This window comes from Algoriphagus sp. AGSA1 (assembly GCF_021390545.1).
Classification (GTDB): domain Bacteria; phylum Bacteroidota; class Bacteroidia; order Cytophagales; family Cyclobacteriaceae; genus Algoriphagus.
The window spans coordinates 145,210-171,714 of sequence record NZ_JAJUWR010000006.1 but is presented as its reverse complement, the minus strand read 5'-3'; the positions used below and the strand labels follow the sequence as shown (position 1 = coordinate 171,714).

15 protein-coding genes and 1 pseudogene are annotated in these 26,505 nt (G+C 39.9%); 12 read left to right on the top strand and 4 right to left on the bottom strand.

The genetic code is table 11. The features are described from left to right. Positions 1 to 81 precede the first annotated feature (81 nt). Positions 82 to 2,463 (bottom strand): TonB-dependent receptor, encoded by a 2,382-nt coding sequence (locus tag LZF95_RS06175; protein ID WP_233754107.1) that lies wholly within the window; start codon positions 2,461 to 2,463, stop codon positions 82 to 84. 16 nt (positions 2,464 to 2,479) lie between these two features. Then, entirely contained in the window at positions 2,480 to 2,638 is a 159-nt protein-coding gene (locus LZF95_RS06170) for a hypothetical protein (protein ID WP_233754106.1), read from the bottom strand. A 171-nt stretch (positions 2,639 to 2,809) separates the two neighbouring features. Here LZF95_RS06170 and LZF95_RS06165 point away from each other — a divergent pair, with 171 nt between their 5' ends. The 9 genes and pseudogenes from LZF95_RS06165 to LZF95_RS06135 all read left to right on the top strand — a co-directional run bounded on the left by LZF95_RS06165 (position 2,810) and on the right by LZF95_RS06135 (position 18,208). Beyond that, complete coding sequence (locus tag LZF95_RS06165) at positions 2,810 to 3,892, top strand: sensor histidine kinase (protein ID WP_233754105.1); 1,083 nt, start codon at positions 2,810 to 2,812, stop codon at positions 3,890 to 3,892. After that, positions 3,886 to 4,641: a LytTR family DNA-binding domain-containing protein gene (locus LZF95_RS06160; RefSeq protein ID WP_233754104.1), complete on the top strand. Its 756-nt coding sequence runs from the start codon at positions 3,886 to 3,888 to the stop codon at positions 4,639 to 4,641. Before LZF95_RS06165 ends, LZF95_RS06160 begins: the two co-directional genes overlap by 7 nt. A 456-nt stretch (positions 4,642 to 5,097) precedes the next feature. Then, on the top strand, positions 5,098 to 5,307 hold the full coding sequence (locus LZF95_RS27750) for a LuxR C-terminal-related transcriptional regulator (protein WP_368670765.1): 210 nt from the start codon (positions 5,098 to 5,100) through the stop codon (positions 5,305 to 5,307). Positions 5,308 to 5,725: 418 nt separating this feature from the next. Further along, the gene (locus LZF95_RS06155; protein WP_233754103.1) at positions 5,726 to 7,141 is read left to right on the top strand and encodes a sulfatase; all 1,416 of its coding nucleotides are present in this window, start codon (positions 5,726 to 5,728) and stop codon (positions 7,139 to 7,141) included. A 149-nt stretch (positions 7,142 to 7,290) separates the two neighbouring features. Continuing rightward, positions 7,291 to 7,473, top strand: a pseudogene (locus LZF95_RS27745) (two-component regulator propeller domain-containing protein); the annotation flags it as partial. Positions 7,474 to 7,509: 36 nt separating this feature from the next. Further along, positions 7,510 to 11,304: a two-component regulator propeller domain-containing protein gene (locus LZF95_RS06150; protein ID WP_233754102.1), complete on the top strand. Its 3,795-nt coding sequence runs from the start codon at positions 7,510 to 7,512 to the stop codon at positions 11,302 to 11,304. A 252-nt stretch (positions 11,305 to 11,556) separates the two neighbouring features. Continuing rightward, positions 11,557 to 14,691: a TonB-dependent receptor gene (locus LZF95_RS06145; protein WP_233754101.1), complete on the top strand. Its 3,135-nt coding sequence runs from the start codon at positions 11,557 to 11,559 to the stop codon at positions 14,689 to 14,691. A 13-nt stretch (positions 14,692 to 14,704) separates the two neighbouring features. Continuing rightward, on the top strand, positions 14,705 to 16,150 hold the full coding sequence (locus LZF95_RS06140; protein WP_233754100.1) for a RagB/SusD family nutrient uptake outer membrane protein: 1,446 nt from the start codon (positions 14,705 to 14,707) through the stop codon (positions 16,148 to 16,150). Positions 16,151 to 16,342: 192 nt separating this feature from the next. Beyond that, positions 16,343 to 18,208 carry a glycoside hydrolase family 2 protein gene (locus LZF95_RS06135; protein WP_233754099.1) on the top strand — a complete coding sequence of 622 codons (1,866 nt, stop codon included), beginning with the start codon at positions 16,343 to 16,345 and terminating at the stop codon, positions 18,206 to 18,208. A gap of 305 nt (positions 18,209 to 18,513) precedes the next feature. Here LZF95_RS06135 and LZF95_RS06130 read toward each other — a convergent pair whose 3' ends face one another. Both LZF95_RS06130 and LZF95_RS06125 read right to left on the bottom strand, forming a co-directional pair. Next, positions 18,514 to 19,509, bottom strand: a complete 996-nt coding sequence (locus tag LZF95_RS06130) for an AI-2E family transporter (protein WP_368670763.1) — start codon at positions 19,507 to 19,509, stop codon at positions 18,514 to 18,516. Positions 19,510 to 19,747: 238 nt separating this feature from the next. Beyond that, entirely contained in the window at positions 19,748 to 20,215 is a 468-nt protein-coding gene (locus LZF95_RS06125; protein WP_233754097.1) for a hypothetical protein, read from the bottom strand. Between the two features lie 256 nt (positions 20,216 to 20,471). Here LZF95_RS06125 and LZF95_RS06120 point away from each other — a divergent pair, with 256 nt between their 5' ends. The 3 genes from LZF95_RS06120 to glgP all read left to right on the top strand — a co-directional run bounded on the left by LZF95_RS06120 (position 20,472) and on the right by glgP (position 26,417). After that, entirely contained in the window at positions 20,472 to 21,002 is a 531-nt protein-coding gene (locus tag LZF95_RS06120; protein WP_233754096.1) for an AAA family ATPase, read from the top strand. Next, on the top strand, positions 20,992 to 22,008 hold the full coding sequence (locus LZF95_RS06115; protein ID WP_233754095.1) for a hypothetical protein: 1,017 nt from the start codon (positions 20,992 to 20,994) through the stop codon (positions 22,006 to 22,008). The genes LZF95_RS06120 and LZF95_RS06115 overlap by 11 nt, the downstream gene beginning before the upstream one ends. 188 nt (positions 22,009 to 22,196) lie before the next feature. After that, positions 22,197 to 26,417: an alpha-glucan family phosphorylase gene (gene glgP / locus LZF95_RS06110; protein ID WP_233754094.1), complete on the top strand. Its 4,221-nt coding sequence runs from the start codon at positions 22,197 to 22,199 to the stop codon at positions 26,415 to 26,417. Positions 26,418 to 26,505: the final 88 nt, after the last annotated feature.

The following is a 26,505-nucleotide window of genomic DNA, read 5'->3' as shown; positions in this document are numbered from 1 at the left end:
TTGTTTAAAATAGTTGAAGTGAATTAAATTGTCGTTGATATCAACCGGATGGATTTCATAGACTTTCTTTTTGATTGTAGGTCAGAACTGGAAGCGGTATCCTAAGTCGGGAAAAAATCCCATTTGGTTGACTTGGTTGACCTGGTTGGTTAAACGATTATATCTTCTCTCAAACACGTTTTCCTTATTGGTCACGTTTTGAAAGTCAACATAAAAGTGGTGAGACTGTTTTTTATGAAGTACGTTTAGTTTCAACCCAACCTTCACGTCCCATCTGAAATAATCATCATATTGCTGACTGTAAGCTAGATTCTCCTGTAACACCTCGTAACCAGCCTCCTGTGATGCTGTTAAGTCGACCGGGGTATAATATCTCCCACCTGCCAGAGACATACGGGTATCCACAAATAGCACATTCTGCTGGTTTTTCCCGATTTTGAATTCCCGCCCACCGAGCAGATTGGTTACATAGCCATTGTTAAAAGGAGAGTTTCGTTCAATTCCATCGCTACCTTCGTATTTGCTCTCAAAAAAGGAGGCTGTCAATAATCCATAATAACCGTCACTGAAAAATTTTTCCAGGGTGAGCTCAATGCCTTGATTAAATCCCGTTCCAGTGTTTTCCAAAGACACTCTATCATTATCAAAAGAGAAGTCAGCACCTTCAGTAAGTGAGGAATAGCTGGAAGGAAATGCCTCAACTGCTGCATTAGAAATATTTTGGTAATAAATTTCCGCCTTTGCACGCCATCCGGAACCCATCAGTAAATCGTATCCAAGAACGTAATGATCGCTTCTTACAAAATCCAAGTCCCTATTGGTCTGAACCAATTCACCGTCAACCGATTCATTTAAGAAAAGAACGGGTAACGATACAGGCTGATGGTGAATACCATATCCCAGACTAAATGTATGGTTTTGTCCTACCTGATATTTCAGCCCCGCACGCGGCTCAACTACAAATTGATTGTTCAGATTGCTGAATTGTCCGTGAAGTCCGGCATTCAACGTAAGATTTTCTGTCACCCTATACTGGGTCTGGACAAAAGGTTGAATGATGCTGAAGCCATCATCAATATCCCGAAAGGTAAATAAGTCCGGATCTCCGTCCCCATCATTGTCAGGCTGTTCATCCCTGTCTCTGAGGATAGATTTCACATTGAAATTTTCCATCAATATTCCTGTCCTAAGAGTGGTCTTGCTGTTTATTTTTGAATTGAGGTATGAAGAAAAAGTATACCTGTTTTCCGAATTGTCAGCTTCCGTATATAGGAGGCGTCTTTCGTCCGATTCATTCAAATTGATGTATCTATGTGACTCTATTCCGTCATTAGAAAAAGAGGTAGATACAACACTCTGCAAATAGGTGGATTTCCCCAAATTAAGTCGGTGCTTAATCCCGAAAACTCCAAAATCAGAAGAGACAAACATATCCTCGTCCTCAGATGAAAACAAATCCTCTTCTTCAAATTCCTCACCTAGGAAGTCGATACTGGAAGAACCCAAAATTCCAAATACAGAAAATCTTCCCCAGTCAGTATCACCCAAATCAACATTTAAGGAAATATCAGAGTAGTTAGGAGTCGCAGATGTGATTCCAGCTCCTCCGAGCAAGCCAATCAATGAATAACGGGCGCCTATAAGAAAAGAACCGTTATTTTTGCCCAACGGGCCTTCTGCCAATGCTTCAACACCTGTGAAAGCGCCTAGTTGCGCTGAGAATTCATAATCGTCTTTATTGCCGGTCCTAAATCCCAGATCAAATACCCCTCCTATTGCATTCCCGTATTCCGAAGGGAACGCTGAGGTCAAAAAATCTGAATTCTTCAAAAGATTGGGATTGACAGAGGAAACTGCCCCACCCGCAGTTCCTGCTGAGGTAAAGTGATTGGGATTGGGAATGGGAATACCTTCTAGTCTATAAAGCAATCCGACAGGGGAATTACCCCTGACCACAATATCATTTCGGCTATCATCCGGTGTAGAAACTCCGGCAAAATTTGAAGCCAGACGCCCGATATCGCTACGTCCTCCTGCATATCGCTGGGTTTCCTCCATTCCAAACTGGACAGCTGACACCGAAGTCAGTCTATTGATAGACATATCTTTGGGAGTCTCTGAAGTAACGACAACTTCTCCCAATTCACCAAATGATTCTTTGAGTTTAACATCCACAACGGCATCTTTACCTGAAGTGACATCAATGTTTGGTAATGTTACGCTCTCAAAACCCAAATAAGTCACCCGGATGGATTGCCTTCCTATAGGAACGTTTTCCAATCGGAAATAACCCCCATCATCAGATACTACCCCGGTAGTAATTTCTTGACCCAGGAGTTCAATGGTAACACCAATAAGACCAATTTCTGATTGGGCATCTTTAATTTGACCTTTGATAATTCCGGTTTGGGCGCTCAGCGATCCATAAATTATCAGGAGTGGAAATAGGAGGAATGATTTCATGTTTTATGATTTGTTTTTAGAGGTAGAAGAAATCTCCCATGTCCGGATAATCATCCCAGTAGGTGACGTTAGCGTCATGCTCGATTTCATCTGTTTTTTCCCAAAAGTGAAACCATACGTACTTTCGTGAAAGCGATGTTTCTTCAATCGTGCAATCACGAGCTGGAGTGTCCATTTAAGCTTTAAATCAGGATTGTCTGATTTAATCAGGTTAATATCTATTCATCTGAAATATTGACAATCCAACGTCTGAAAAAACAATTCATGGGATACATCTAAAGAATTCCCGAAACTCCTATCCATCTTTGACAATTCTATTAGTATTAATTACTTGATTAATTAAAATATGCCAGCTGGTTTAGATATAAAGAAATTAGGCTTTAGAGTGCTCGTAGCTACAGTCACTTTTGTCTTCATTAAACTAATGATAGACGCTGACTATAGTGATGGTTTTATGAACATCACCACCTCCTTTTACTATGTGAGCGGGTATTTTTTCTTTATTCTGACTTGGGGGTTAAACGACTGGTTAATCAAGCGCCAGCTTGAAAAGGACCATTTTATTGGATTGGACTGGAAATCCGGATTACAAATTCTGGGAACCACACTTTTAATCATAATCCCTTTGATTGGAATCACCTATTACTTGGCTGTATTTCAGTATTCGGGGATTTTTGAAATCGATGCACCAAATCCTTGGTTTAAATTCCGAACGGATTTTTCAAGAGCTTCAATCATTGTAACAACCATAGTTCTGCTCAACTTGCTTTATTTTGCAGGAAAAGTGAAAAGCAGTCTTCATGAAAAGATGGTAGAGCTTGAGAATGAAGTACTCGCTTCCAATTACAAAACGTTAACCAGCCAGATAAGCCCCCATTTTCTATTTAACAGTCTTAACACACTTACCTCACTGATGTACGAGGACAGAGATCTGGCATCCGACTTCACCTCACGACTGGCCTCTTGCTATCGCTATATCCTGGACAATAAAGACCAGGATTTAATTGGACTGGACAGGGAGCTTTCATTTTTGGATTCCTATATCTTTATGATGGATGTGCGTCATAAAATGTCCCTCAAAATAAAGACAAAAATAGATCTGAACCCCAGAGAGTACGTAATCCCTACGCTCTGTTTGCAGATGCTGGTGGAGAATGCCTTGAAACACAACTATTTCTCAAATGAACGCCCCCTGTCTATCACGATTCTAATTGAAGGTGCTTCTATTAAAGTGTCCAATACGTTAAGAAAAAGAAACGATCCCCAATCTTCTACACAGTTGGGATTGGAAAACATCAAAAAGCGTTTTTCCTTTTATAGCACAAAACCTGTTGAAATTATCCAGGAAAATGGTCTCTTCACTATTTGCCTTCCTCTGCTCAAAAAGGATATCAGTCAAATAAAACCCTTACAAAATCTATCATGGTGAAAGCAGTAATCATAGAGGACGAACATATCGCATCCAACAGACTCGCACATCTTGTCGCTGAAGTTGCTTCTGACATCAAAGTGGTAACTACCCTTTCATCCGTAGAAAGTGGAACCAGATGGTTTAAGGAAAACCCCCTGCCTGACCTGATTTTTCTGGATATTCAACTGAATGACGGCTATGGTTTTGATATTCTGGATACACTGGGAGAACATCCTCCAGTCATTTTTACAACTGCCTATAACGAATATGCGATACGTGGTTTTAAATACAACGGACTTGACTACCTATTAAAACCCATAGAAAAAAAAGACCTGGAAAGAGCATTGGACAAATACCGCATTTCACCTTATAGTAAGGTGGTTGAAGACACAAAGATCCAGGACTTCAAAAGTCTCTTCAAAAAAGAGTATAAACATCGGTTTATGGTCAAAATAGGCAATCATTACGGAACTTTTAATGTTGACGACATCCATTATTTCAAATCCGAAAACGGGTCTATTTCTCTTTTTACGGTTAACGGCAAAAATTATCCTATAGAATATTCCATCGATCAACTGGAGAAAATACTGAATCCCATTGAGTTTTTCAGAATCAACAGAAAGTATATGGTGGCTTTAAAAGCTGTGCAGGAAATACACAATTACTTTAACAGTCGGCTTTTGTTGAAATTGAGGCCTGATCAGGAAGAGAAAGTAATAGTCGCAAGGGAGCGCTCTTCAGAATTCAAGAAGTGGCTGGATATGTGAGTTGTTACTAATATTACATCAAGCAATACAATTGCTTAGCACCGTAATTGATTTTTGGAATCTAAGCTACTCTCAGTAAAAATCACCTGTCAACCTGAATTCGATTTTAACGGCTGATTGGTTTGTTTCGATGGGTTTTGCATACCTGAATCCCTAAGTCTGAGTAAAAGATCAATCCATTTTTGATGTCACGCTCCACCTGTGCTTCATTGACTCTTTTACGTAAAATTCTCAATCCCTACTCCTCAGGGCATATGTTAGGATTGCCCGGAAGAACCTTATTTCCAATATAACTTGGGTTCCTACGCCATTTTACTAAGCAAACTAGGATCAATATCTAAATCCTTACCGACTTCTGCGCCTGAGCCTTCCCGCAATGCTCAGTTCAACAAACAGTATCTTAAATGAATCATCAAATTTTCTATGCATATCTACAAATTTAAAGTTACTTCTTAAATCTGTCTCGCATTAAAAATAGCAACTCCAAATAAGACTTCCCATGAAATTGCGATGATGCTGGACGTAAGCATAAGTACAATCGCCAGCCACCGGAAAAATAATCTAAAGAAAACCAATACGCACAATGTGCTCGATCTGCTCAAGTTAAGGTTAGAAAAAGGCTGGATTATCAGAGAATTTCGAGTTGAACAGGTAAGAATGTGTTAGCGTAACGAACAGGCATCCTGGCTTGTATTTGAGCTGATTGAAGATTACCTGAACAATAGTTGGGTGAGTTTAGTCTTTGTGAGATTCCTCTGAAGATTTCTATCCTAATTAATTCTTCGATCAATATGTCACAAAAAATTAATCGAAAATTGATAGATAACTCACTCTTTATAAAATACTTGAACCCTTTGTCCTATCATTAAAATTGGGTACTGGAAACAAACCCGTTAATACATTTTTAGCATTAAATTCCACAATTTTTACACATACTCAGAAATTGAAAACCCACCTTTACGTGATCTCGCACAATTTCCGCAAGTCTCGTCTTGTAAATCTGCATATCATCAACAAAAAAAATCAGTTTGTTGAAAAATTAAACTGAAAATGACAATCAATCCGAAAATAACCCGAACTTACCATGAAACACTACTGTTTTTTAATTCTCCTAACCTTTTATTTTAGCCAGGATAGCATTGGTCAGAGCCGACCAAATATTGTTCTGTTTATCGCAGACGACCTTGGAGCAATAGATCTGCCACTTTACGGTAATCCAATGGTGAGAACACCCAACCTTGACAAGTTAGGCGAAGAATCATTGATTTTCACCAACGCCTTTGCAACTTCTCCAACATGTTCTCCATCAAGAGCCTCCATCCATACTGGTTTGATGCCATTCAGAAATGGCGCGCACGCCAACCATTCCGGGATAAAAGAAGGCATAAAGACGTTACCTGCATATTTAAAAGAGATAGGCTATCGGGTAGGAATTGCAGGAAAGTATCATCTCGGACCAGTGGATGCGTTCCCATTCGAAATGATTCATGGCACAAATATTCCCGAACCTGGATATGAAGATAAAGGAGAACTGTGGACTGACTTGGTAGTTGATCCTGTGGAGGATTGGTTATCGACACCGGAGGATGGAAGTGGTAAACCATTTTTATTGGTGGTAAATGATCATAGTCCACACGTATTCTGGCCTGAAAATCCAGAATATGCGCCGTCCGAGGTGGAAATCCCAACTATTCATATTGATACGGAAGAAACCCGATTGGCCAGGGCAAAATATTTCACTGATATCACAAAGATGGATTCAAATGTTGGGAAACTTATAAGCATCCTTGAATCTCAAAATCTTGAGCAAAACACGGTTTTTATTTTTACTAGCGATCAGGGGCCGCAGTGGGCCTTCGGAAAATGGAACCTTTACGATTATGGAGTGAAGGTTCCTCTGCTGGTAAGATGGCCGGGGATTATTACAGGAGGTACTGATACGGATGCATTGGTATCGTTGGTGGACTTACTGCCCACCTTTTTGGAATTGGCTGAAGGTGAAGCGCCCCAAAGCCCGGAAATAATTGACGGGATTAGCTTTTTACCTTTATTGCTGGGGCAAACAAACCGGCACAGGGATTACCTATATGCTTCCCATACGGGCGATGGAGATATGAACAGGACTCCAATAAGAATGATCCGAAATAAACGGTATAAATATATTTTGAATTTGGCACCGGAAGTGAGATACACCACACATATGGACAAGGGAGTAACACAAGGTTATTGGCCAACCTGGATAGAAAAATCATTTCAGGACGATCATGCAAGAGCTGTTTTGGGACGCTACCATAATAGGCCGCTAGAAGAATTTTATGATGTAATTGCAGATCCTAATGAAACAAGAAATCTTGCTTTTAACCAACACTATCAGGAAATGATTAAAAGGTTTAGATCAAGTTTGTCCGAGTGGAGAAACTCACAGGGAGATAAAGAAACAGATTCATTTGACGAGAAAAACGCCAACTTGGTTCGAGGGGGACCCTATATTTTTAAATAGCTAAAAACAAAGGAACATACAAAAACAAGCAAAACTTCTGTCTTTAAACAAGTATGCATTCTTGATAAATTAAAATTGAATTTTGGTTAAATTGAAAAGGATTTAGGCAATTTGACCGAGTAATATTTCTTGGAAGAAAAAAAGAAAAGATGTTGCATGCTAAAGTACTTTGTGACCTTCTATTTCTCTGGATAACGTTGGGATGGCTATTATTACCATTACCGGTTTTGGGTCAACAAAACCTCTTTACCAATTTAAATGTATCTGATGGTTTGTGCTCCAATACGGTTACGGCAATTATTCAGGATGGTGAGGGATTTATTTGGATTGGGACAAAGAACGGCCTCAACAAATATGACAGCCGTTTTATGTCAAGATTTCAACAATCTGATTCGGAGTACACCCTGGACGACAATTCCCTAACAAGTCTAATGGAATTGGATGAGGAAAACCTCTTGATTGGGACACTTTCGGGAGTGTATAGGTTTGAAAAAAAAACTGAAAAGTTCCACCGGATTGTTCCGGAGATCAATTCCAAAGTAAACGGGTTCGAGGTTGATGATAGGGGTCATATTTGGATTGGTACCAACCAGGGAGTTTTCCTTATGGATAGGACAGACCAGTCTGTGGCTGTAGATGTTTTTTTCCTAGGAATAGAAATCAGGGCTTTGACACGGGATGATGATGGAAATATATGGATGGGGACATTTCAGGATGGAATAAAAATCTATGATCCTGACAGGAAAAGTCTCAGTGAAGTTGTGGTTTCTGACACCGAATCCGGAACGGGAAATTTAATGGTTCTGACAGTTTTCAAAAGCGATGACGGAAACATTTGGGTGGGTACATTGACCAACGGGCTTGGAAAATGGAATAAGGAAAGTGGGAATTTCGAGTTTTTCAAGAAATCAGGAAAGCAGAATAGTATAAGCAGTGATATAGTAAGGGTGATCAGCCAAAAAAAAACTGGAGAACTTCTGATAGGAACTGAAAAAGGCCTTAATGTATTAACTATTGAAACTGGAAAATTTGAGACTTTTTCAAATATAAAATATGACAAATTTAGCTTAGGCGACAATTCTATTTGGTCATTGTTAGTAGATAATAAAAACAATGTGTGGGTGGGAACATACTTTGGAGGAATTAGTTATTTAAATACTTCTGATGGTTTCTTTAATTATTTTTATCCCTCGGAAGACTCAACGTCCATAAAAGGAAAAGCGATAAGTAGTTTTTTGGAAATAGAAGACAAAATATGGGTGGGGACAGAGGACGCAGGTCTCTTTCTTTTTGACCCCCATACTAAGGAATTTTCGAAATATCCTTTCCATGATTTCCAGATGCCACTGTCTTATTATAATATCCACTCCATCCTACGGGAATCAGAAAACCAGTACTGGATTGGGACTTATACAGGAGGGCTTGATCTTATCGATTTACAGAAGGGAAGTGTTAAAAATTTCAAAAATGACCCGCAAAACCACAATACACTAAGCAATAACGGAATCTATGCGACATATAAAGACAGCAATGGGGTTTTGTGGGTGGGTACAATTTACGGTCTTAACAGATTTGAGAAAGAAACGAATCAGTTTGTTAGGATTGAGTATCCTGGGTTGTCAAGAAAATTTATTCATAAAATCACGGAGAATCAACAAGGAGATTTACTGGTTTTGACACATGGACAATCTCTATTCAAAAAAAAGAAAAACAGCAATGAATGGGAAAGTTTCATTTTACAATCCGGGCCTGGAAAGAAAAGGTTTATTACCATGCTTGAATCCAAAAACGGCACGTTGTATTTAGGGACAGAAGGTGCGGGTATTTTCAAGTTCGAAAATGGGGAGTTTTATAGGGTTTTTGAGGATAACAGATTATTGAATAACCCTGTTTATTCCATCTTGGAAGATAATGATGACAATATTTGGGCATCAACGAATGAAGGTCTCTTTTGTATTGAGGCGAAAACAGGTCAAGTTCACCAACTTACAAACTTGAGATTTATTCAAAGTCCACAGTTCAATTATAACGCAGGCATGGTTGCGTCTAATGGACAGATTTATTTTGGAGGAGTAAACGGGTTCAATTCTTTTGACCCTCGAAAAATATTGGATTCCTATAAACAGGTGGAAAAAAATCTTTTTTTCCATAGTATTCAATTGTTCAATAGTGAAGTTAAAGTCGGTGACTCAACAGGAATTCTAACAACTGGAATCAATTACACTGATCAAATTACACTCACCCATGATCAATCAATGATAAGCTTTGAATACGGAGCTTTGGATTTTGACAACCCAAAAAGCCTTAAATACGCTTATTTTTTGGAGGGGTTTGATCAAAACTGGAATATTGTGGCCTCTCAAACCAAGGCAACTTATACCAATCTACCTCCCGGAAAATACACCTTTCATGTACGGCTTGAAGGGCCTGAGAATGAGCTTAGTAAATCAGTCAAATCCATAGATATCGTTATATCCCCCCCTTTTTACAAGTCCAATCTGGCATACCTCTTTTACTTTGTACTTATCACTTTTTCAATTTTCCTGCTCAGTAGATCCTATCATACTATGGTCAAAAGAAAAAACAAGGAAAAGAATGCCCAGCTGCGGCAGAGGGAAGAGAAAGCATTTTATAAAAGAAAAATTCAATTTTTCACTGAAATGGCCCATGAGATTAGGACACCTTTGTCCTTGATTGTCGCTCCATTGGAAAAATTGCTTGAGAGGGATCATGGGGATAAAAACACTGAAAATCATTTGAATCTAATCAAGAAAAATTCCGATGACCTAATGGACTTGATCAATCAATTGTTGGATTTCAGAAAGGTGGAGTCAGCAAAGTATCAGTTGAAGCCGGAGAAAACGGATATTGCCAATTTTTTAAAGGAAATCCATTCTAAATTTCAAGGTATATCCGGTAAGCAGAATATTAGTTTTAGCGTGACTTGCAAAAAGGCTCCTTTATATGTAATGATTGATATTGGAGCCATGTCAAAAATTATCAACAACTTGATAATTAATGCATTCAAATATGCCAGAACAGAAGTGAAATTAAATTTGGAACTGAGAGATTGTATTGACACGGGTGGAGGTGTATTGATGATGTCAGTCTGGGATGATGGTATAGGTATCCCCTACTCGGAAATGGATAATGTCTTCGAAAAATTTTTTACAGTTTCAGAAGGGAAATTTAAATATGGGAATTCCGGTGGGACAGGCATAGGACTATTCTTGGCAAAAAAACTCACTGAAATCCATGGTGGGACATTGAAGCTTGAAAGTGTCGAAAATCATTTTACTTCTTTTACGGTCGAGTTTCCGCTCGAGAGTATTGAATGTAGAAATGATTCAGAGTCAGATCCAACTGATTTCAGCAATGTGGATGAGGACAAAAAGACGAAGATCTTGGTAGTAGAAGACAATGCTGCCCTACTTGACTTTTTATCAAATTCGCTTATCGAAATTGGTTATTCGGTCAAAAAAGCCATAAGTGGGCGTGATGCGATGGTAAAATTGAAGGAACACCATATCGATCTGGTACTCTCAGATGTTATGATGGATGAAGTGGATGGACTTGAGTTGTGCCGGTATATCAAAGACAGTATTAACTATTGTCAAATTCCAGTCATCTTATTGACAGCAAAGGCAGATCCGGAAATGGAATTGGACGGTCTTGAGGTTGGCGCTGATTCCTATGTCGTAAAGCCCTTCAAGTTTAAAAACCTTGAATTGGTTATCAGAAATTTACTGGATGTTAGGGAAAAGATGAAACTCAAATTTTCCCATCAGCCATTATCAGAAATAAATGAAATCACCAAAAACACAAAAGATGAGACTTTTGTGAAAGATATTATTCAATATATTGAAGAAAATGTCTCCAGTCCGACCCTATCAGTTGTTGAATTAAGCCAAAATATGGGCGTGAGCAGGTCAAGTTTACATAAAAAACTTAAAACAATCTCCGGGCTCGGGCCCAATGAATTCATCAAATTGATCAGGCTTAAAGCCGCAGCAAGACTACTTAATAGTGGAGTATATAATATTTCAGAAGTTTGTTATATGTCGGGATTTACATCTCCCTCCTATTTTTCAAAATGCTTTCAAGTGCAGTTTAACATGACCCCAAGCGAATTCATCTCAGAATCTATCGGTCAAAACGGCTAAAATCCCACTACATCGGTTTAGATCATTTTAATGAATTGTCCGAAATCCCCCTTACTACCAATTTTCTCCTAACACACTGAACGATTTTTTTGGCAGTTCAAATTTTTATGTGAGCCTACCCATATAAAATATCGTTGAATCGCTTTATTCCCTATTTTAATACAAATGTCATAGTAAAATACCCATTTTTTACATCCATTTATTTTCCGAAATCACAACTTTGCTTATACCCAAAACCTAAAATAATCTCTTATGAAAAGAACAACTTTACGACTTCAAACAATGTCGGATGGGATTACAATATGCCTATACGGAATATTAATTCCCCTTCTACTGGGAATAGGGTCGATTCAATCCGCAGTATTCGCACAGCGTGTTGATGGTACTGTCCAAGTTAAAGGTACTGTGAGCTCTTCGGAAGAGAACTACAGAATTCCCGGAGTAAATATCCTTGAGAAAGGAACATCTAATGGGACTGTTACGGATATAGACGGGAATTACTCATTAACCGTAAAAGAAGGCGCAATATTGCAAATTAGCTTTATTGGGTACCATACACAGGAAATCCCAATAGGAAACCAGACAGAAATAAATGTCAATTTATTACAAGATTTCAGTCAACTGGAGGAAGTCGTTGTAGTCGGCTATGGCACAGTAAGAAAGTCGGATTTAACAGGGGCAGTCTCTTCCATTACCGCAAAAGACTTCAACCAAGGTGCCAACTCTACTGTGGAACAGCTTATCCAGGGAAGGGTTGCCGGAGCTAGAGTAGTTGCCAACTCAGGCGATCCCGGGGCTGGCTTGGCCATTAGCATTAGGGGCGCCAGCTCCATTAATGCCGGTACAAATCCCTTGTTTGTCATTGACGGATTGCCTATTGCTAATGAGGGAACTATAGATGGTTCAGGGCAAGGAGTTCCCTCAACTAGGTCACCAAGAAGTCCGCTCAATACATTGAATCCCTCCGATATTGTATCTATAGAAATCTTAAAAGACGCCTCTGCCACTGCTATTTATGGTGCCAGAGGGGCAAACGGTGTAATACTTATTACAACCAGGCAGGGAGAAAGCGGGAAAGGCTCCTTCACATACGATACCTATTTTGGAATCCAAAATTCAGCGAACAGACTCCAAATGCTTACAGGCCCTCAATATGGTCAGGTTGTCAATGACATCATTGACGAAGGTGGTGGAAATGAGTCAGAAAGAGTGGGTGAAATTGCCAATGGTGGAATAGGGACCGATTGGCAGGATTTAATATTCAAAAAAAATGCTATCATCCAAAACCATAACATTGGATTTTCTGGGGGAAATGATAAGACAAAATATTATGCTTCCTTAAATTATCAGAATCAGGAAGGGGTAGTCGTTGGATCACGATTTCAGAGATATAGTACCAGATTAAACTTAAACACTAAGATAACAGAAAGGTTTACTTTTGGAGCCAATCTAAATTTAGCCTACACGAATGACCAAGTCGCACCCACCGGGTATGCGATTAATGAAAATGGTGGGCTGTTATATACCTCCATAAACTTCGATCCAACACTACCGTTACGTAACGAATCAGGCGGATATATGCGTTCTGATTTTTTGACAATCGAAAATCCTATGGCACTCGCTGCCAGTGCGACAAATTTTTCCAATGCCTATCAAATGTTTGGGACACTTTTCGGAGAGTATGCCGTAAACGATGACTTAAAATTGAAATTGAACATCGGGGGAGACGCAAGATTCCAGCGCAGAGATGTATATGTGGATAGACAGTCACAGCGGGGGGCAGCCTTGGGCGGAATTGCTACAATTGCCAATGGCCTTCAGACCAATTACCTAATAGAATTCACTACTTCTTACCAGAAGAAAATGGAAAATCACTCAATCAATCTTTTGGGAGGATTTATGGATCAGGAATTTACAACTGTGAGATCAAACAATTCTGCCACGGGCTTCTCCAATGATATCACCAAGACTGACAATATAGGACTAGGTGATAGAGAGACATATCAAATGGGCAGCAATAAGTTTAAAAATAGACTTATATCATTTTTGGGAAGGGTTAACTATTCCTATATGGGTAAATACTTGTTCACCTCCTCTTTCAGAGCCGATGGCTCGAGTCGATTTGGGCAAAATAACAAATTTGGATTCTTCCCCTCCCTTGCGGCTGCATGGAGAATTACTGACGAAGACTTTTTGAAAGATCAGCAGGTGTTGAGTTCACTGAAACTACGGGCTAGTTGGGGCAGAACAGGTAATCAAGAAATCAGTAATTTCCAGTCCTTGAATACATTTGGGGCTGGTGCACCTGCGGTATTCGATGATGTCCAGTTTATTACCCTTAATCCTGCAAGGCTGGCAAATCCTGATTTGAGATGGGAAACTACTGAGCAGTGGGATATCGGAATGGATTTTGAATTTTTTGAGGGCAGGCTGAGCGGAGGTTTGGATTACTATGAAAAAACCACCTTTGACATGCTTATTGCACTGCCAGTTCCCAGATCCACAGGTTTTTCGACTGTTCTTACAAATGTGGGAAAAATCCGGAATCGTGGATTGGATTTAGAATTGAGATCCGTAAATATAAGCCGTGATAACTTTGAATGGAGTACGAGTCTCACCTTGTTTACTCTAACTAACAAGGTTCTTGACTTGGGCGGTATTTCTCAAATTATTACCGGTAATGCCGGCTTCACAGACCAGATTTTCACAATAAAGGAAGGGTATCCTCTCCGCTCATTTTACGGATGGCACATAGACGGGATATGGCAAACTGATGATGATTTTAGCATCACAACTGATAATGTCCGTCCGGGGGACCTAAAGTATAGGGATATTAATAATGATGGAATTGTTAATTCTGACGATAGGGAAATTATAGGAAATAGTTTTCCTGATTTGACCTATGGTATTTCAAACTCTGTCAGAGTCAGAAATATTTCCCTTGATGTCTTTTTCGATGGTGTGCAGGGTATTGAAATGCTCAACAACAATCTGATCGACACCTATTTTCCAATCCAACTCCGCCGAAACAAATTTGCCGAACCCTATCTGAACAGATGGACACCCGAGAATCCTTCAGAAGTGTACCCGTCTTTTGTCACACCGCTTGGCCAAGGAAGGAAAGTGATTAATACTTATACAGTTGAAGATGCTTCTTATTTGAGGTTAAAAACGGTAAGAATTAACTATACATGGCAAAAGCCGCTCCTTGGAGGAATTGCGAAATCGGCGAATTTTTACATTACAGGTGAAAATTTGGTTACCTGGACCAATTACAGCGGAATTGACCCGGCTGTCAATTCGAATGGTTCTGCTACCTCAAATATTGATTTTAATACTTTCCCTCTTGCCAGAACCTTTATGGCTGGGATTTCAGTAACATTTTAAAATTAAAAAAGCGATGAAAAAACTAGTATATATATTATTAATGGCCCTGTGTTCTCCACTTGTATTCAGCTGTATAGACGCTTTAGAAGAAAAGGTGTTTTCCCAAATCACACCGGATAATCTTACAACTGAAGACGGAATTGTCGCTTTGCTGGGTTCCAGCTATGGCTTCACCCAAAATGCCGATAGGCAGCGAATAAATATGGGGGAATATCCTACGGATATAGCGTATCAAACTGGTGGGTTTGAAAATGGAATAGCAATCAATTTTCTGACATTTAGCTGGGATCCATCTGTCAGCCTTTTCAATATGTATTATAACATACCCTATCAGGCAATTAGAGATGCCAATGTACTTTTAGAGAATATTGACAATGCGACCATTAGTCAGGAACGGATTGACCTTTTCAAATCAGAAGCTAGGTTTTTAAGGGCCTTCAATTATTACAGGCTTTACAACTGGTTCGGCCCTACACCCTTGCGCTTAAGTTCATCTGATGAGCTGGTTTTGCCACGTGCAACCGAGGAGGAGTTTTTAACTTTTATTGAGCAAGAATTGTTGGAAACGATCCCTATTCTTCCTGATCCGGGAAGTGAGGAAGCGTATGGTCGTGCCACAAATGGAATGGCGTTAGGCACGTTGACCAAATTTTATTTAAATACCAAACAGTGGCAAAAATGTGCCGACACAGCTCTAGAATTGATGAATCTTAATTATTATGAGCTATTTCCAGTGTTTGAGGACATGCTGAAAGTAGAAAATGACGGTAATAGAGAAATGATCATGGTCAATGCTGCAATTCCTCAGATGTTTGCCAACAACTATATGCCCGCTGCATTTCCAATCGGATTCCGTAGTTGGCCAGAAAAGGGCTTGGAAATGCAATCCAACTGGAACAATCCTCAAACCCAATACAGGTTGAGAGACAGTTTTTACGATTCTTTTGAAGAATTGGATTTGAGGAAAGAACCCATTTTGACAGCATACCTAAACAATGCGGGAAACAGTATAAACCTCAGAGACCAGCCGGATAATACAAGATCATTTAGATATTGGCCTGATCCCAATGCTCAAGGAGAGAATCATGGAAATGATGTTCCGGAGATAAGATTAGCCGATATTATACTCTCTAGGGCAGAGGCATTGAATGAAGTGAACGGGGTGAATCAAATATCCTTGGACTTAATCAACCAGGTCCGGACACGTGCAGGACTTGAGGATCTACAATTGTCAGACTTTGCAGGCCAGGATGAATTAAGAGCTCATATATTAAAGGAAAGGGCATGGGAATTTTACTCAGAAGGTTTACGAAGAGAAGACCTCATCCGGCATGAGAAATTCATTGATTTGGCAATTAGCAGAGGGGTCGCCAACGCAAGGCCATTTCATAATAGGTATCCAATACCACTTGGAGCAATAGATTCCAATCCTGCTTTGGTGCAAAATGATGGATACTGATTATTTACATGTAGAGTCACAGTCACGGATTTGTATCCTAATTCATTTAAGGATATTGAGATTTTTGTAATGTCTTATTGCGGAGAAAAGCAATTACTGTTTTCAAAATTATTGTACAAAATAATGAATCACTTTGTATAAAAATCATTCCACATGATAATGAAGATTATTCACGACTATAAAATTAAAAAAATGAAAGTTTGTTTTAATAAGTATGTTAACCTGTGTTTTTTGCTGTTTTTTTGTTTTAATGTCAGTGCCCAGGAGGAGATCCAAAAGCCTGTAATTGCTAGCCCTTGGTCAGCTGAGGTGGATAAAATGAGCCCTCATCAGGAATATCCGAGACCACAGATGAAACGGGACAACTGGATAAATCTTAATGGGCAGTGGGACTATGCAATCCTCGCAAAGGGAAATTCGGTTACTGAGATCTTTCAAGGCAAGATCACTGTCCCCTTTCCTGTAGAATCCTCTCTTTCGGGAGTAGGCAAAAAGGTAGGCAAGGACAATGAAATATGGTATTCCCGTTCCTTTGATCTTGGAAGCAAACAGAGGAAAGGCAAGGTGCTACTACACTTCGGGGCTGTGGACTGGGAAGCTGAAGTGTTTGTAAACGGCAAATCGGTGGGCATCCATCAGGGGGGCTATGACCCATTTTATTTTGATATAAGTGGTGCATTAAACAAAGGAAACAGGCAAGAAATCAAAGTCCGTGTTTGGGATCCTTCCGATGATGGGCCACAACCAAGGGGTAAGCAAGTGAATGTCCCAAAGGGAATCTGGTACACGCCCGTGACGGGCATCTGGCAAACGGTTTGGTTGGAATCTGTACCGGAATCACATATAACAAGAATCAAAAACTCGTCGGACTTATCCAAAGGATCAATAAAAGTAAAAATTGATGTTTCGGAAGACGAAAGAGCTGATGGTATTAGAGTGGCCGCGTTCGCCAACGGAGAGCTAGTAGCTCAACAAACCGGAAAACCTGGGAGTGGTGTGGAGCTTATGATTCAGAACCCTAAACAATGGTCGCCGAATTCGCCTTTTCTATATGATCTGGAAATCAGCCTACTGTCAGGAAACCGTGTGATCGATGTGGTGGAGAGCTACGCAGCCATTAGAGAAATCAGCATGGGATATGATGAAAACGGTATCCGAAGGATGCTGCTGAACGGTGAGTATCTGTTCCAATATGGCCCGCTAGACCAAGGCTGGTGGCCGGACGGACTTTACACTGCCCCGAATGAGGAGGCATTGCTCTTTGATATAATGAAGACAAAGGAGATGGGATTCAACATGATAAGAAAACACGTAAAAGTAGAACCTGCACGCTGGTACTATCACTGCGACCGTCTTGGTCTTCTTGTATGGCAGGACATGCCTAACGGCGACCATGGCAATCAGTGGGAGCAGCGTCCGGGCATCATTGGTAAGGGAACAGACCGGGAAAGGACCGCGGAATCGGAGGCCATATATAAAAAAGAATGGAAAGCGATCATGGACGCCAATTACAATTTCCCCTCTATAGTGGTTTGGGTCCCCTTCAATGAGGCCTGGGGACAGTTTAAAACAAGGGAAATCACGGAATGGACGCGGACATATGACCCGAGCAGACTTGTAAATTCCGCAAGTGGTGGCAACTTCGAGATGCAAGGAGCTAGTATCACTGGGGATATTTTGGATCTTCACAACTACCCTGCGGCAGTGATGCCCGATCCGGCACTCTATGGTGGAGACAATATCATCGTGTTGGGGGAATTCGGTGGGCTAGGTCTTCCGATAGAGGGCCATACCTGGCAGGAAAAGGACAACTGGGGTTATCAAAGCTTCGAGGATAAAGACGCACTGTCCAAGCGGTATGGCGAACTGGTGGCATCAATGGTTACTTTGATAAAGGCGGGGCTTTCAGCTGCTGTCTATACCCAAACCACTGATGTGGAAGTGGAGACGAACGGATTGATGACCTACGACAGGAAGATCGTGAAATTCGATGAGGCTTGGATGAAGGATCTTCACCAAAAGCTGTATGATGTTGGAATTGAGCTTGAAAGAAAGTAATTCTACCTCTTTTAACTGATTTGATTGCTGCAGTCACCAGAGCGAAAACTCCGGTGACTGAACCAGCATTCATAATTTAATGAAATATAGTAGGCTTGTTTCACATCAACACAAAAAATGACTATAAAAATTATGACTATAAAACACATCTCATCCTTCTATTCAGCTATCATAATCAACTGACCCGAAATCTTCTCAAATCCGTGAACGCCATATACCGGTGTTGCATCTGTTCCTGGTTTTTATAGGACACATGCCCGTCTATTTTCGGACTGGGAATCTCGAACGGGAAATAATAATCTTCATTAGTTGCCTTTGGGATCATTTCCTTTCATCTTTCTTAAAACAATTTTCCATAGGTTCTCCCTTTTCTCCCTTACCGGTATCTTATCTCCTAACAGGTAGGCTAAGGCTTTATGTCTTTCTGATTTTTCCAGCTGTAATTTAAGGATTCCCAGCATCGGGATAAAAAGAACCATCCCTGAGACGCCCCATATCCATCCTCCAAGTAAAATCGCCAACAACACCACCAGAGCATTCAGTTTCACTTCAGCGCCTACCACCACCGGGGTAATGATGTTGTTTTCCAGTAATTGAATCGCCCATAATACAAGCATGGTAAGAAATGGAAGCATAATAGAATCAGTAGTCAAAAAAACATATAAAATTGAAACAATTGAGCTGAACAAAACCCCGATATAGGGAATGAGGTTCATTACTGCCACAAACAATGCAAACAATATGAAATACTTTACCCCTATTACATAAAAAAATATCCCTGCCATAACAGCAACAACTGCCGTAACCTTTAGAATTCCGGTTAAATAAGCCTGAATCAATAGGGAAGAGTCTTTAGACCATTCCAATATGGAGTTCTGGTTTTTTGATTCGTTCAATTTTGTTAGAAACTCGTTGAAAAAATCTTTGTAGTACATCAAAAGAAAAATATATAGTGGTACAATTCCGATAAATGCCAAAGTTTTACCTGTCGTGAGCACGAATCCCGTGAATTTTTCCGGATTAACCATACTCCCCACGTTTTCCAGAGCCTGCGCATATTCAATTCCAAGCCCAAACTCACGATTCAGGTAATCTTGATACTGTTCCAGCCTGCTATTTAATGCCGAAGTAATTTCTGGGAAGTCCTTTAATAAGCCTGCCATTTGTTTACTAAAAAGATACACTACCCCAATGACAAGAATTGTAATTAAAGCAATGCTGAAGATTATGGAAAGACCTCGGGGTATCCGGTTATTTTCCAACCAACTGGCCACTGGGTTTAAAGCAAATGAAAAAAACACTCCCGATTGGTAGATTGGTTCTATTTTTAAGTTATTTTCTACTGAAGTAATCCCTAGAGATGACCAGGCCGCCCTTTCGACTTCTTTTTTTCTGCAAGGGACTTAACTGTACCATTCAGAATTATTTTGTTTTTTATAATCACCACATCTATCGCGTTAGAATCTATTTTAATCAATGCGATTTATCAAATATCACGTATTGTGATCCATGAGTAATGATTGAATTAATCGAGTTACATCAAAATATCTCCTTAATAAAGTAGTCTGATCCTCCATACGTAAATGTTTCGAAAGCTACTTTCCCCCGCATGGACTTATATATAGGGCTATGGGTTGAAATTCCAAAATAGCATGTACCGTTGACGAAAAATTCTTCAATACTAACTGATATAAAGAAGGTTTCTTTATCTGTTATTACCACAGCACCCAAATCAGGGGTAATATGTATTCTTTTTAAATTTTGCCGAATAAAAGTGAGAACACGCATTTCCTCTTTTGCAAATTCCAAAGCGTCCCGAAGTGTGTTAAGTTCTGAAAATGCAGAAATTGTTGAATCTCCATAATCATTGTTCCCTCTATTCAGTTTTTGAGTGTCCTTAATATCATCCAGCCTCGCGTTGAAGTCATTGATTAGGGATTGTTGCTTTATCACGCATTCTCTAAGTATCTCCTCTTTTAGCAGGACTTTATTCTCCAATTTTTCCATGTTTTGATAATTTAATTTTACAGATTACATGCTGTTTTTAATGAAGTTGATATGGCACCTGTGCGCTGACATTCTGCTGCTTGATGATCTTCCTGAACTTCCTGCAGCAGAGATTGTGTCAGGGTGTTTCTACAGCAATGAAGGTAGGACTGATTTTAAAGACCTTCTATAATATGTATCACTATGGATTTATGATTTATGTCCTGTTGTTGTTAGGACAATAACCTTTATTTTTAAGTAACTAAAAAGGAGGTATATGGAGAATAAATGGGGATCCAACAGTTTATTGGTAATTGTAATGGGGCTTCCTGGCTCTGGGAAAAGCTATTTTGCGGCCAGGCTGGCAAATGAAATTGGGGCTACGCACCTACAAAGTGATAAAATCCGTGTACACATGGGGCTTAAAGGCAAATATTCTGAAGCGGATAAGAACTCTGTTTATAAGGAGTTGTGTGATCAGACAAAGACTCTACTTGAAAATCATAAATCAGTTGTTGTTGATGCGACTTTCCATCTCGATTTTTATAGGAGATTGTTTTATGCAATGGCGGATAAAATAAATGTTCCGGTTATTACTTTACTGATAGAGGCCGATGAGGAAACTGTAAGGGAAAGGTTGAAAAAGCAAAGAAAATTAAGTGAGGCTGACTATAATACCTATCTCCGACTAAAGGAGGATTTTGATCCGGTTTTGCACCCATTTCTCCACCTTTATTCCACGGATTCCAATGTTGATTCTATGTTGAACCAAACTGTCAATTATTTGACGATAGGAAATGACAGGTGAACAGGTCTTGGATTTTCGTAATAAAGGAAGCTATCATGGGCAATTGCTAAATGGCCAACTAGTTGAAACCCATATTTCTTGGATTGTGTTTTCTGATTTATATGCTTTTAAAGTCAAAAAGCCGGTAAAATTTTCATTTGTGGATTTTTCTACAATAGCACTTCGAAAAATTTATTGTGAAAAGGAAATACAGTTAAACAGCCGGTATTCGGATATCTATCTGGGGATAGAACCAATCTTTTTGAAGGATGGGGATTGGATCATAGGCGGAAAAGGCAATAAGCCGCTTGATTACGCTGTGGTCATGAGAAAAATGGATGATGAAAAAAGGATGGATAGGAAGATTGAATCAGGAGAAATCGGTGAGAATTCCATTGTGGATTTAGCGCACATTATAGCACGGTTTCACCTACTTGCGTCAAGAATAAATAAGAAATTTGACCTGCTCAAGGCAAAAAAACTCTTTAATGATATCGCTTCAGTACCCGATCTGTTGGATGGGGTATATAAAAAGGATGACATCAGCAGTGAAATCAGTTTTGCGATAAATAAGAGTAATGTTTTTCTCGAAAGAAACCAGCATGTTTTTCAGAGAAGAATAGATTATGGACTAAAAAGGGACCTCCATGGAGATCTGCATTGCGAAAATGTGTTTCTCGGGAATCCTCCGGTGATTTTTGACTGTCTGGAATTTAATGATGAGTATAGGCAAATCGATGTGTTGTATGATTTTGCCTTTCTCACCATGGACTTGGAAAGTTGGGGGAGAGGTGATTTGTCCATGCTTTTAGAAGCGACTTATGAGAAATCCTTTGATACTATTAGCCTTCGGGACAGTGCTAAGGTGTACAATTACTTTAAATGCCTTAGAGCCAATGTCCGTTCCAAAATCATGGCGGTGAAATTGTCCCAAACCACAGATGAACAGGCTAAATGCCGATTATACAAATCATTTGACCGGTATTATTCCCTCTTTATTAAATATGCGCATTTGATCGGGGCGTAGGATTGATGGGGATCTTTTCTTCGAAATGTTTCTGTGATAGGAATCATCCGGGCGACAGACTGTAATCATATTTTTGAAATGCTTTGGAAAGTAACTTTGGGTAAGGGTTCAATTATTAGTTGAAATAGGATAATCCTTTATAACAATTGGTTTACGTTGCCAATTCTCAATTTATTCTAAAGATTATTATGGAAAACACGGTGGTAAAGCAACCTGATTTTTTATTTGAGATCAGCTGGGAGGTCTGTAACAAAGTGGGGGGCATACATACGGTTTTATCTACCAAGGCTGCGATTTTAGAACGAAGACTACAAGAAAAATACATATTGATTGGCCCTGATATATGGAAAGGGACGCGTATGCATCCTGAATTTGCGGAGGATAAGCTACTTTTCAAGCTGTGGAGACATCAGATGGAGCAAGAAGGGCTTAAAACAAAAATAGGAAGGTGGAAAATCAAAGGTAATCCTATAGCTGTATTGGTGGATTTTACCCCCTTGTTTTTTGAAAAAAACGAAATTTTCAAGCACCTATGGATAAAATATAAACTTGATTCACTTCATGGTCATTGGGATTATATTGAGCCCGCTTTGTTTGGTATAGCTGCCGGGAAGGTAATAGAATGTTTCTATAAGAACCACATCAATTCAACTGATAATGTGGTGTCACATTTTCATGAATGGATGACCGGGACAGGACTGTTGTATCTAAATGAAAATATACCCCAGATAGCGACGGTATTCACCACGCATGCCACAGTAACAGGTAGGGCGATTGCCGGAAAGGGATTGGCTTTATATCAAAATCTCGAAAATTACAATCCGGATCAACAAGCCCGGGAGTTCAATATCTCATCCAAACATTCTCTGGAAAAAATCGCTGCCGCGCATGCGGATTGTTTTACTACCGTGAGTTTCATTACGGCCAAAGAATGTGAGATGATACTAGGTAGATATCCGGATGTCATTACTCCCAATGGTTTTGATGTATCAGAGGTGCCCCCTTTTGCGGAAGTGATGCGAAAAAAAGAAGCTGCCCGCAATAAACTGCTAAATGTAGTTGAAGCGTTGTTCAATCAACCTTTTGACAATGACAGTTTTTTGGTTATCAAAAGCGGCAGATATGAGTTTATTAATAAGGGAATAGATGTTTTTATCGAAGCGCTGAAGGAATTGCAAAGCCGTCTTTCATCTGGGAGAAAAGTGATTGCTTTAATTTTTGTCCCGGGCAACCAAACCGGGCCTAGAAAAGAACTGATTGACCGGATGTTGCAGCCAAGTTTGGGGTCTCCTCTGCCATCTGAATTACTTACCCATAACCTTCAAGGAGCCCTAAAGGATCCAATAGTGGCTTATATCAATGATGTGGGTTTAAACAGTACGGTCGATGGCGGGGTTAAGGTGATTTTTGTCCCTACTTATCTGGATGGGCATGATGGGATCTTTGATATGCAATATTATGACCTGTTGCCGGGATTTGACCTGGCGGTTTTCCCATCATTCTATGAGCCTTGGGGATATACACCCCTTGAGAGTTTAGCATACTACATTCCCACAATAACTACGGATATTTCAGGATTTGCAAATGCTTTTAAGGAGCTGGATACCGCTGATACAAATGGACTTGTGGTGTTGGAAAGAAAAGAAACAACCAGCCATTTGGCCGCTAAGAGGTTGGCAGAAACGATTGAATTTTTCAAGAATCAGTCTGACGGAGAAATTCAATCTGCCCGTCTATCTGCCCACAGGATCAGCACACATTTTGATTGGGTGGATCAAATTAAATTTTACGGAGATGCTTTTGGGATTGCACTGGATAAAAGTTGTCAGAGGGAGGAATCCTACCGAAACAAGCCCCAAGCTTTTCCAGTCGATTATCTTGTTGAGCCTGTAACGGCTCCATATTGGAGAGAAATATCCATCGAAACCGTTTTGCCGGAATCATTGTCATTACTTAAAGAATTGGCTGGGAATCTATGGTATTCGTGGAATGATCCAGCAAAGGCCGTTTTTAGTTCTATGGACTATGACCTATGGAAAAACAGTCATCAAAACCCCATCAAGTTTCTTCAGACATTGCGTTATAAAACGCTCAATAAATTCAGTATCGATCAGGTGTTTTTGGATAAGTTGGAGGCGGTAGGTAGGCTTAATGAAGAATATTTCGGTAGGCCTGTATCGCATCAGGTCACGGTTGCCTACTTCTGTATGGAATATGGTTTGCACAATATGTTGAAGCTATATTCAGGAGGTCTTGGAATATTGGCCGGGGACTTTTTGAAGGAAGCAAGTGACAGCTCAGTTCCGATAGTAGCAGTTGGGCTGCTATATAAATTCGGATATTTTAAACAACGGTTATCCGTCCACGGAGACCAATTGGTTGAAGAGGATACTATGAATTTTGCCGAATTACCTATCCAGTTGGTGCATGATGATCTTAATCAGCCTATTTTGATTTTACTTCCGTTTCCTGGCAGAACTGTATCTGCCCAACTTTGGAAGGTAGAGGTGGGCAGGATCTCACTATATTTATTGGATACTTTTATTGACTCAAACACTGGGGAAGATAAGATGATTACCTCTCAGTTGTATGGTGGAAATCTGGAGAATAGGTTAAAGCAGGAAATAGTTCTGGGTATGGGAGGGGTTCAAGCATTAAATCTGCTCGGTCTGCAACCAGAAGTCTATCATTGCAATGAAGGCCATACAGCATTTGTGGGGATAGCCCGTATGCAGCATCTTGTATTGGGTGAAAATCTGTCATTCAATGAGGCTATTGAAGTGGTTCGATCTACCTCACTTTTTACAACCCATACCTCAGTACCGGCTGGAATTGATAAATATACCGAAGAACTGATGAGATTGTATTTCTCACATGTAGTCAAGCAGTTTAATATCTCCTGGGAAAAGTTCATGAATTTAGGCCGTGTGTCCGATGAAAAACAACCAGAACTGTTTTCTATGACCAATCTTGCTCTCCGCTTGTGCCAGGAAGTGAATGCGGTAAGCAAGATTCACAGGGTGGTAAGTTGTAACCTGTTCAAGAATGTATGGAGAGGTTACTTACCTGAGGAATTGCCTATTGGTTATGTTACAAATGGAGTCCATTACGATACCTGGGCGGCTGAAGGTTGGAAATCGATACACCGCAATTATTTTGGTGATAATTACCTTCAGGATTCTTCTCTTTGGCAGAAAATAGAAGCGGTACCCGATAGCGAAATCTGGAATACAAACCTGCTTCTTAAACGAGAGTTGTTGAATGCGGTGCGGGAAAGACTGGCGGAAACGATGTCCGCACGGCATGAAAGTCCAGGAAAAATCAGGCAAGCTATTGAGCACTTAAAGGAAGAGGCTATGGTAATTGCCTTTGCCAAAAGGTTTGTCACCTATAAGCGTCCGGAACTTTTGTTTCTTGATATCAACCGGCTATCCAAACTCCTTAGTGATGAGACAAAGCCTGTACTGTTGCTTTTTGCAGGTAAATCCCACCCGCAGGACAATGAAAGTATTGTCCATATAAAAAAAATAGTGCAGACATCCCTTCATAAAGATCTGGCAAATAAAGTCTTTTTTTTAGAAGATTATGATATCAATTTAGCTAAGCTATTGGTACAGGGTGCAGATTTATGGCTTAATACTCCTGATAGAAACCAAGAAGCATCTGGAACAAGTGGCATGAAAGCACTTCTGAATGGGACATTGAATTTTAGTGTTAGGGATGGTTGGTGGGCAGAGGCATACAATGGTACGATAGGCTGGGCATTGGAAGCTGAAAAGGAATATGAGAGGCAGGATTATCAAAACGATTTGGATTCAGATAAAATCTATAAGACGCTTGAAAACGAAATTATCCCTATGTTTTTCTCACGGAATGATGAGAATTTGCCGATGGATTGGATTAGGATGGTGAAGAATTCCATGGCCAGTACCCCCCAATACCTTATGGGCAGAATGTTGAAGGAATATGTGGACAAGTACTATTATCCCTTGAAGCAAAGAGGGGTAAACATCAAAACGGATAATTATGCTTTAGCTAAGGATTTGGCAGCATGGAAACATCATGTCAGGAAAAACTGGAATGATTTGGATGTGCTGTCGATTACGCCTGACCAGCTTGATTTTCGGGATAAAGAGCTGGAAATAGAACTGGAGTTGACATTGGGTGATTTTAAAGTTGAAGAAATCGGAGCTGAGTTGATAGCCGTGAAAAAAGATTCGGTTGATGGAGAGCAGAAAGAAGTTAAGACATTTGAATTGGCTATGGGAGATTCCGATAGGGGAAGGAAGGTCTTCAAAGGAAAAATTGGAAAACTCTTACCTGGAAATTATCAGTATGGATTTAGGATATTTCCCAAAAATGTACATCTGGCAAATCGTCTTGACTTTCCCATGGTGAAATGGATTTAAAATTTACCATGGCTGTCTTATTCAATCTTTTCAGTGAGGATTTTATCGATCTTTTGATAGAGATTTGGTGAGATTATTAAGTAAAGAA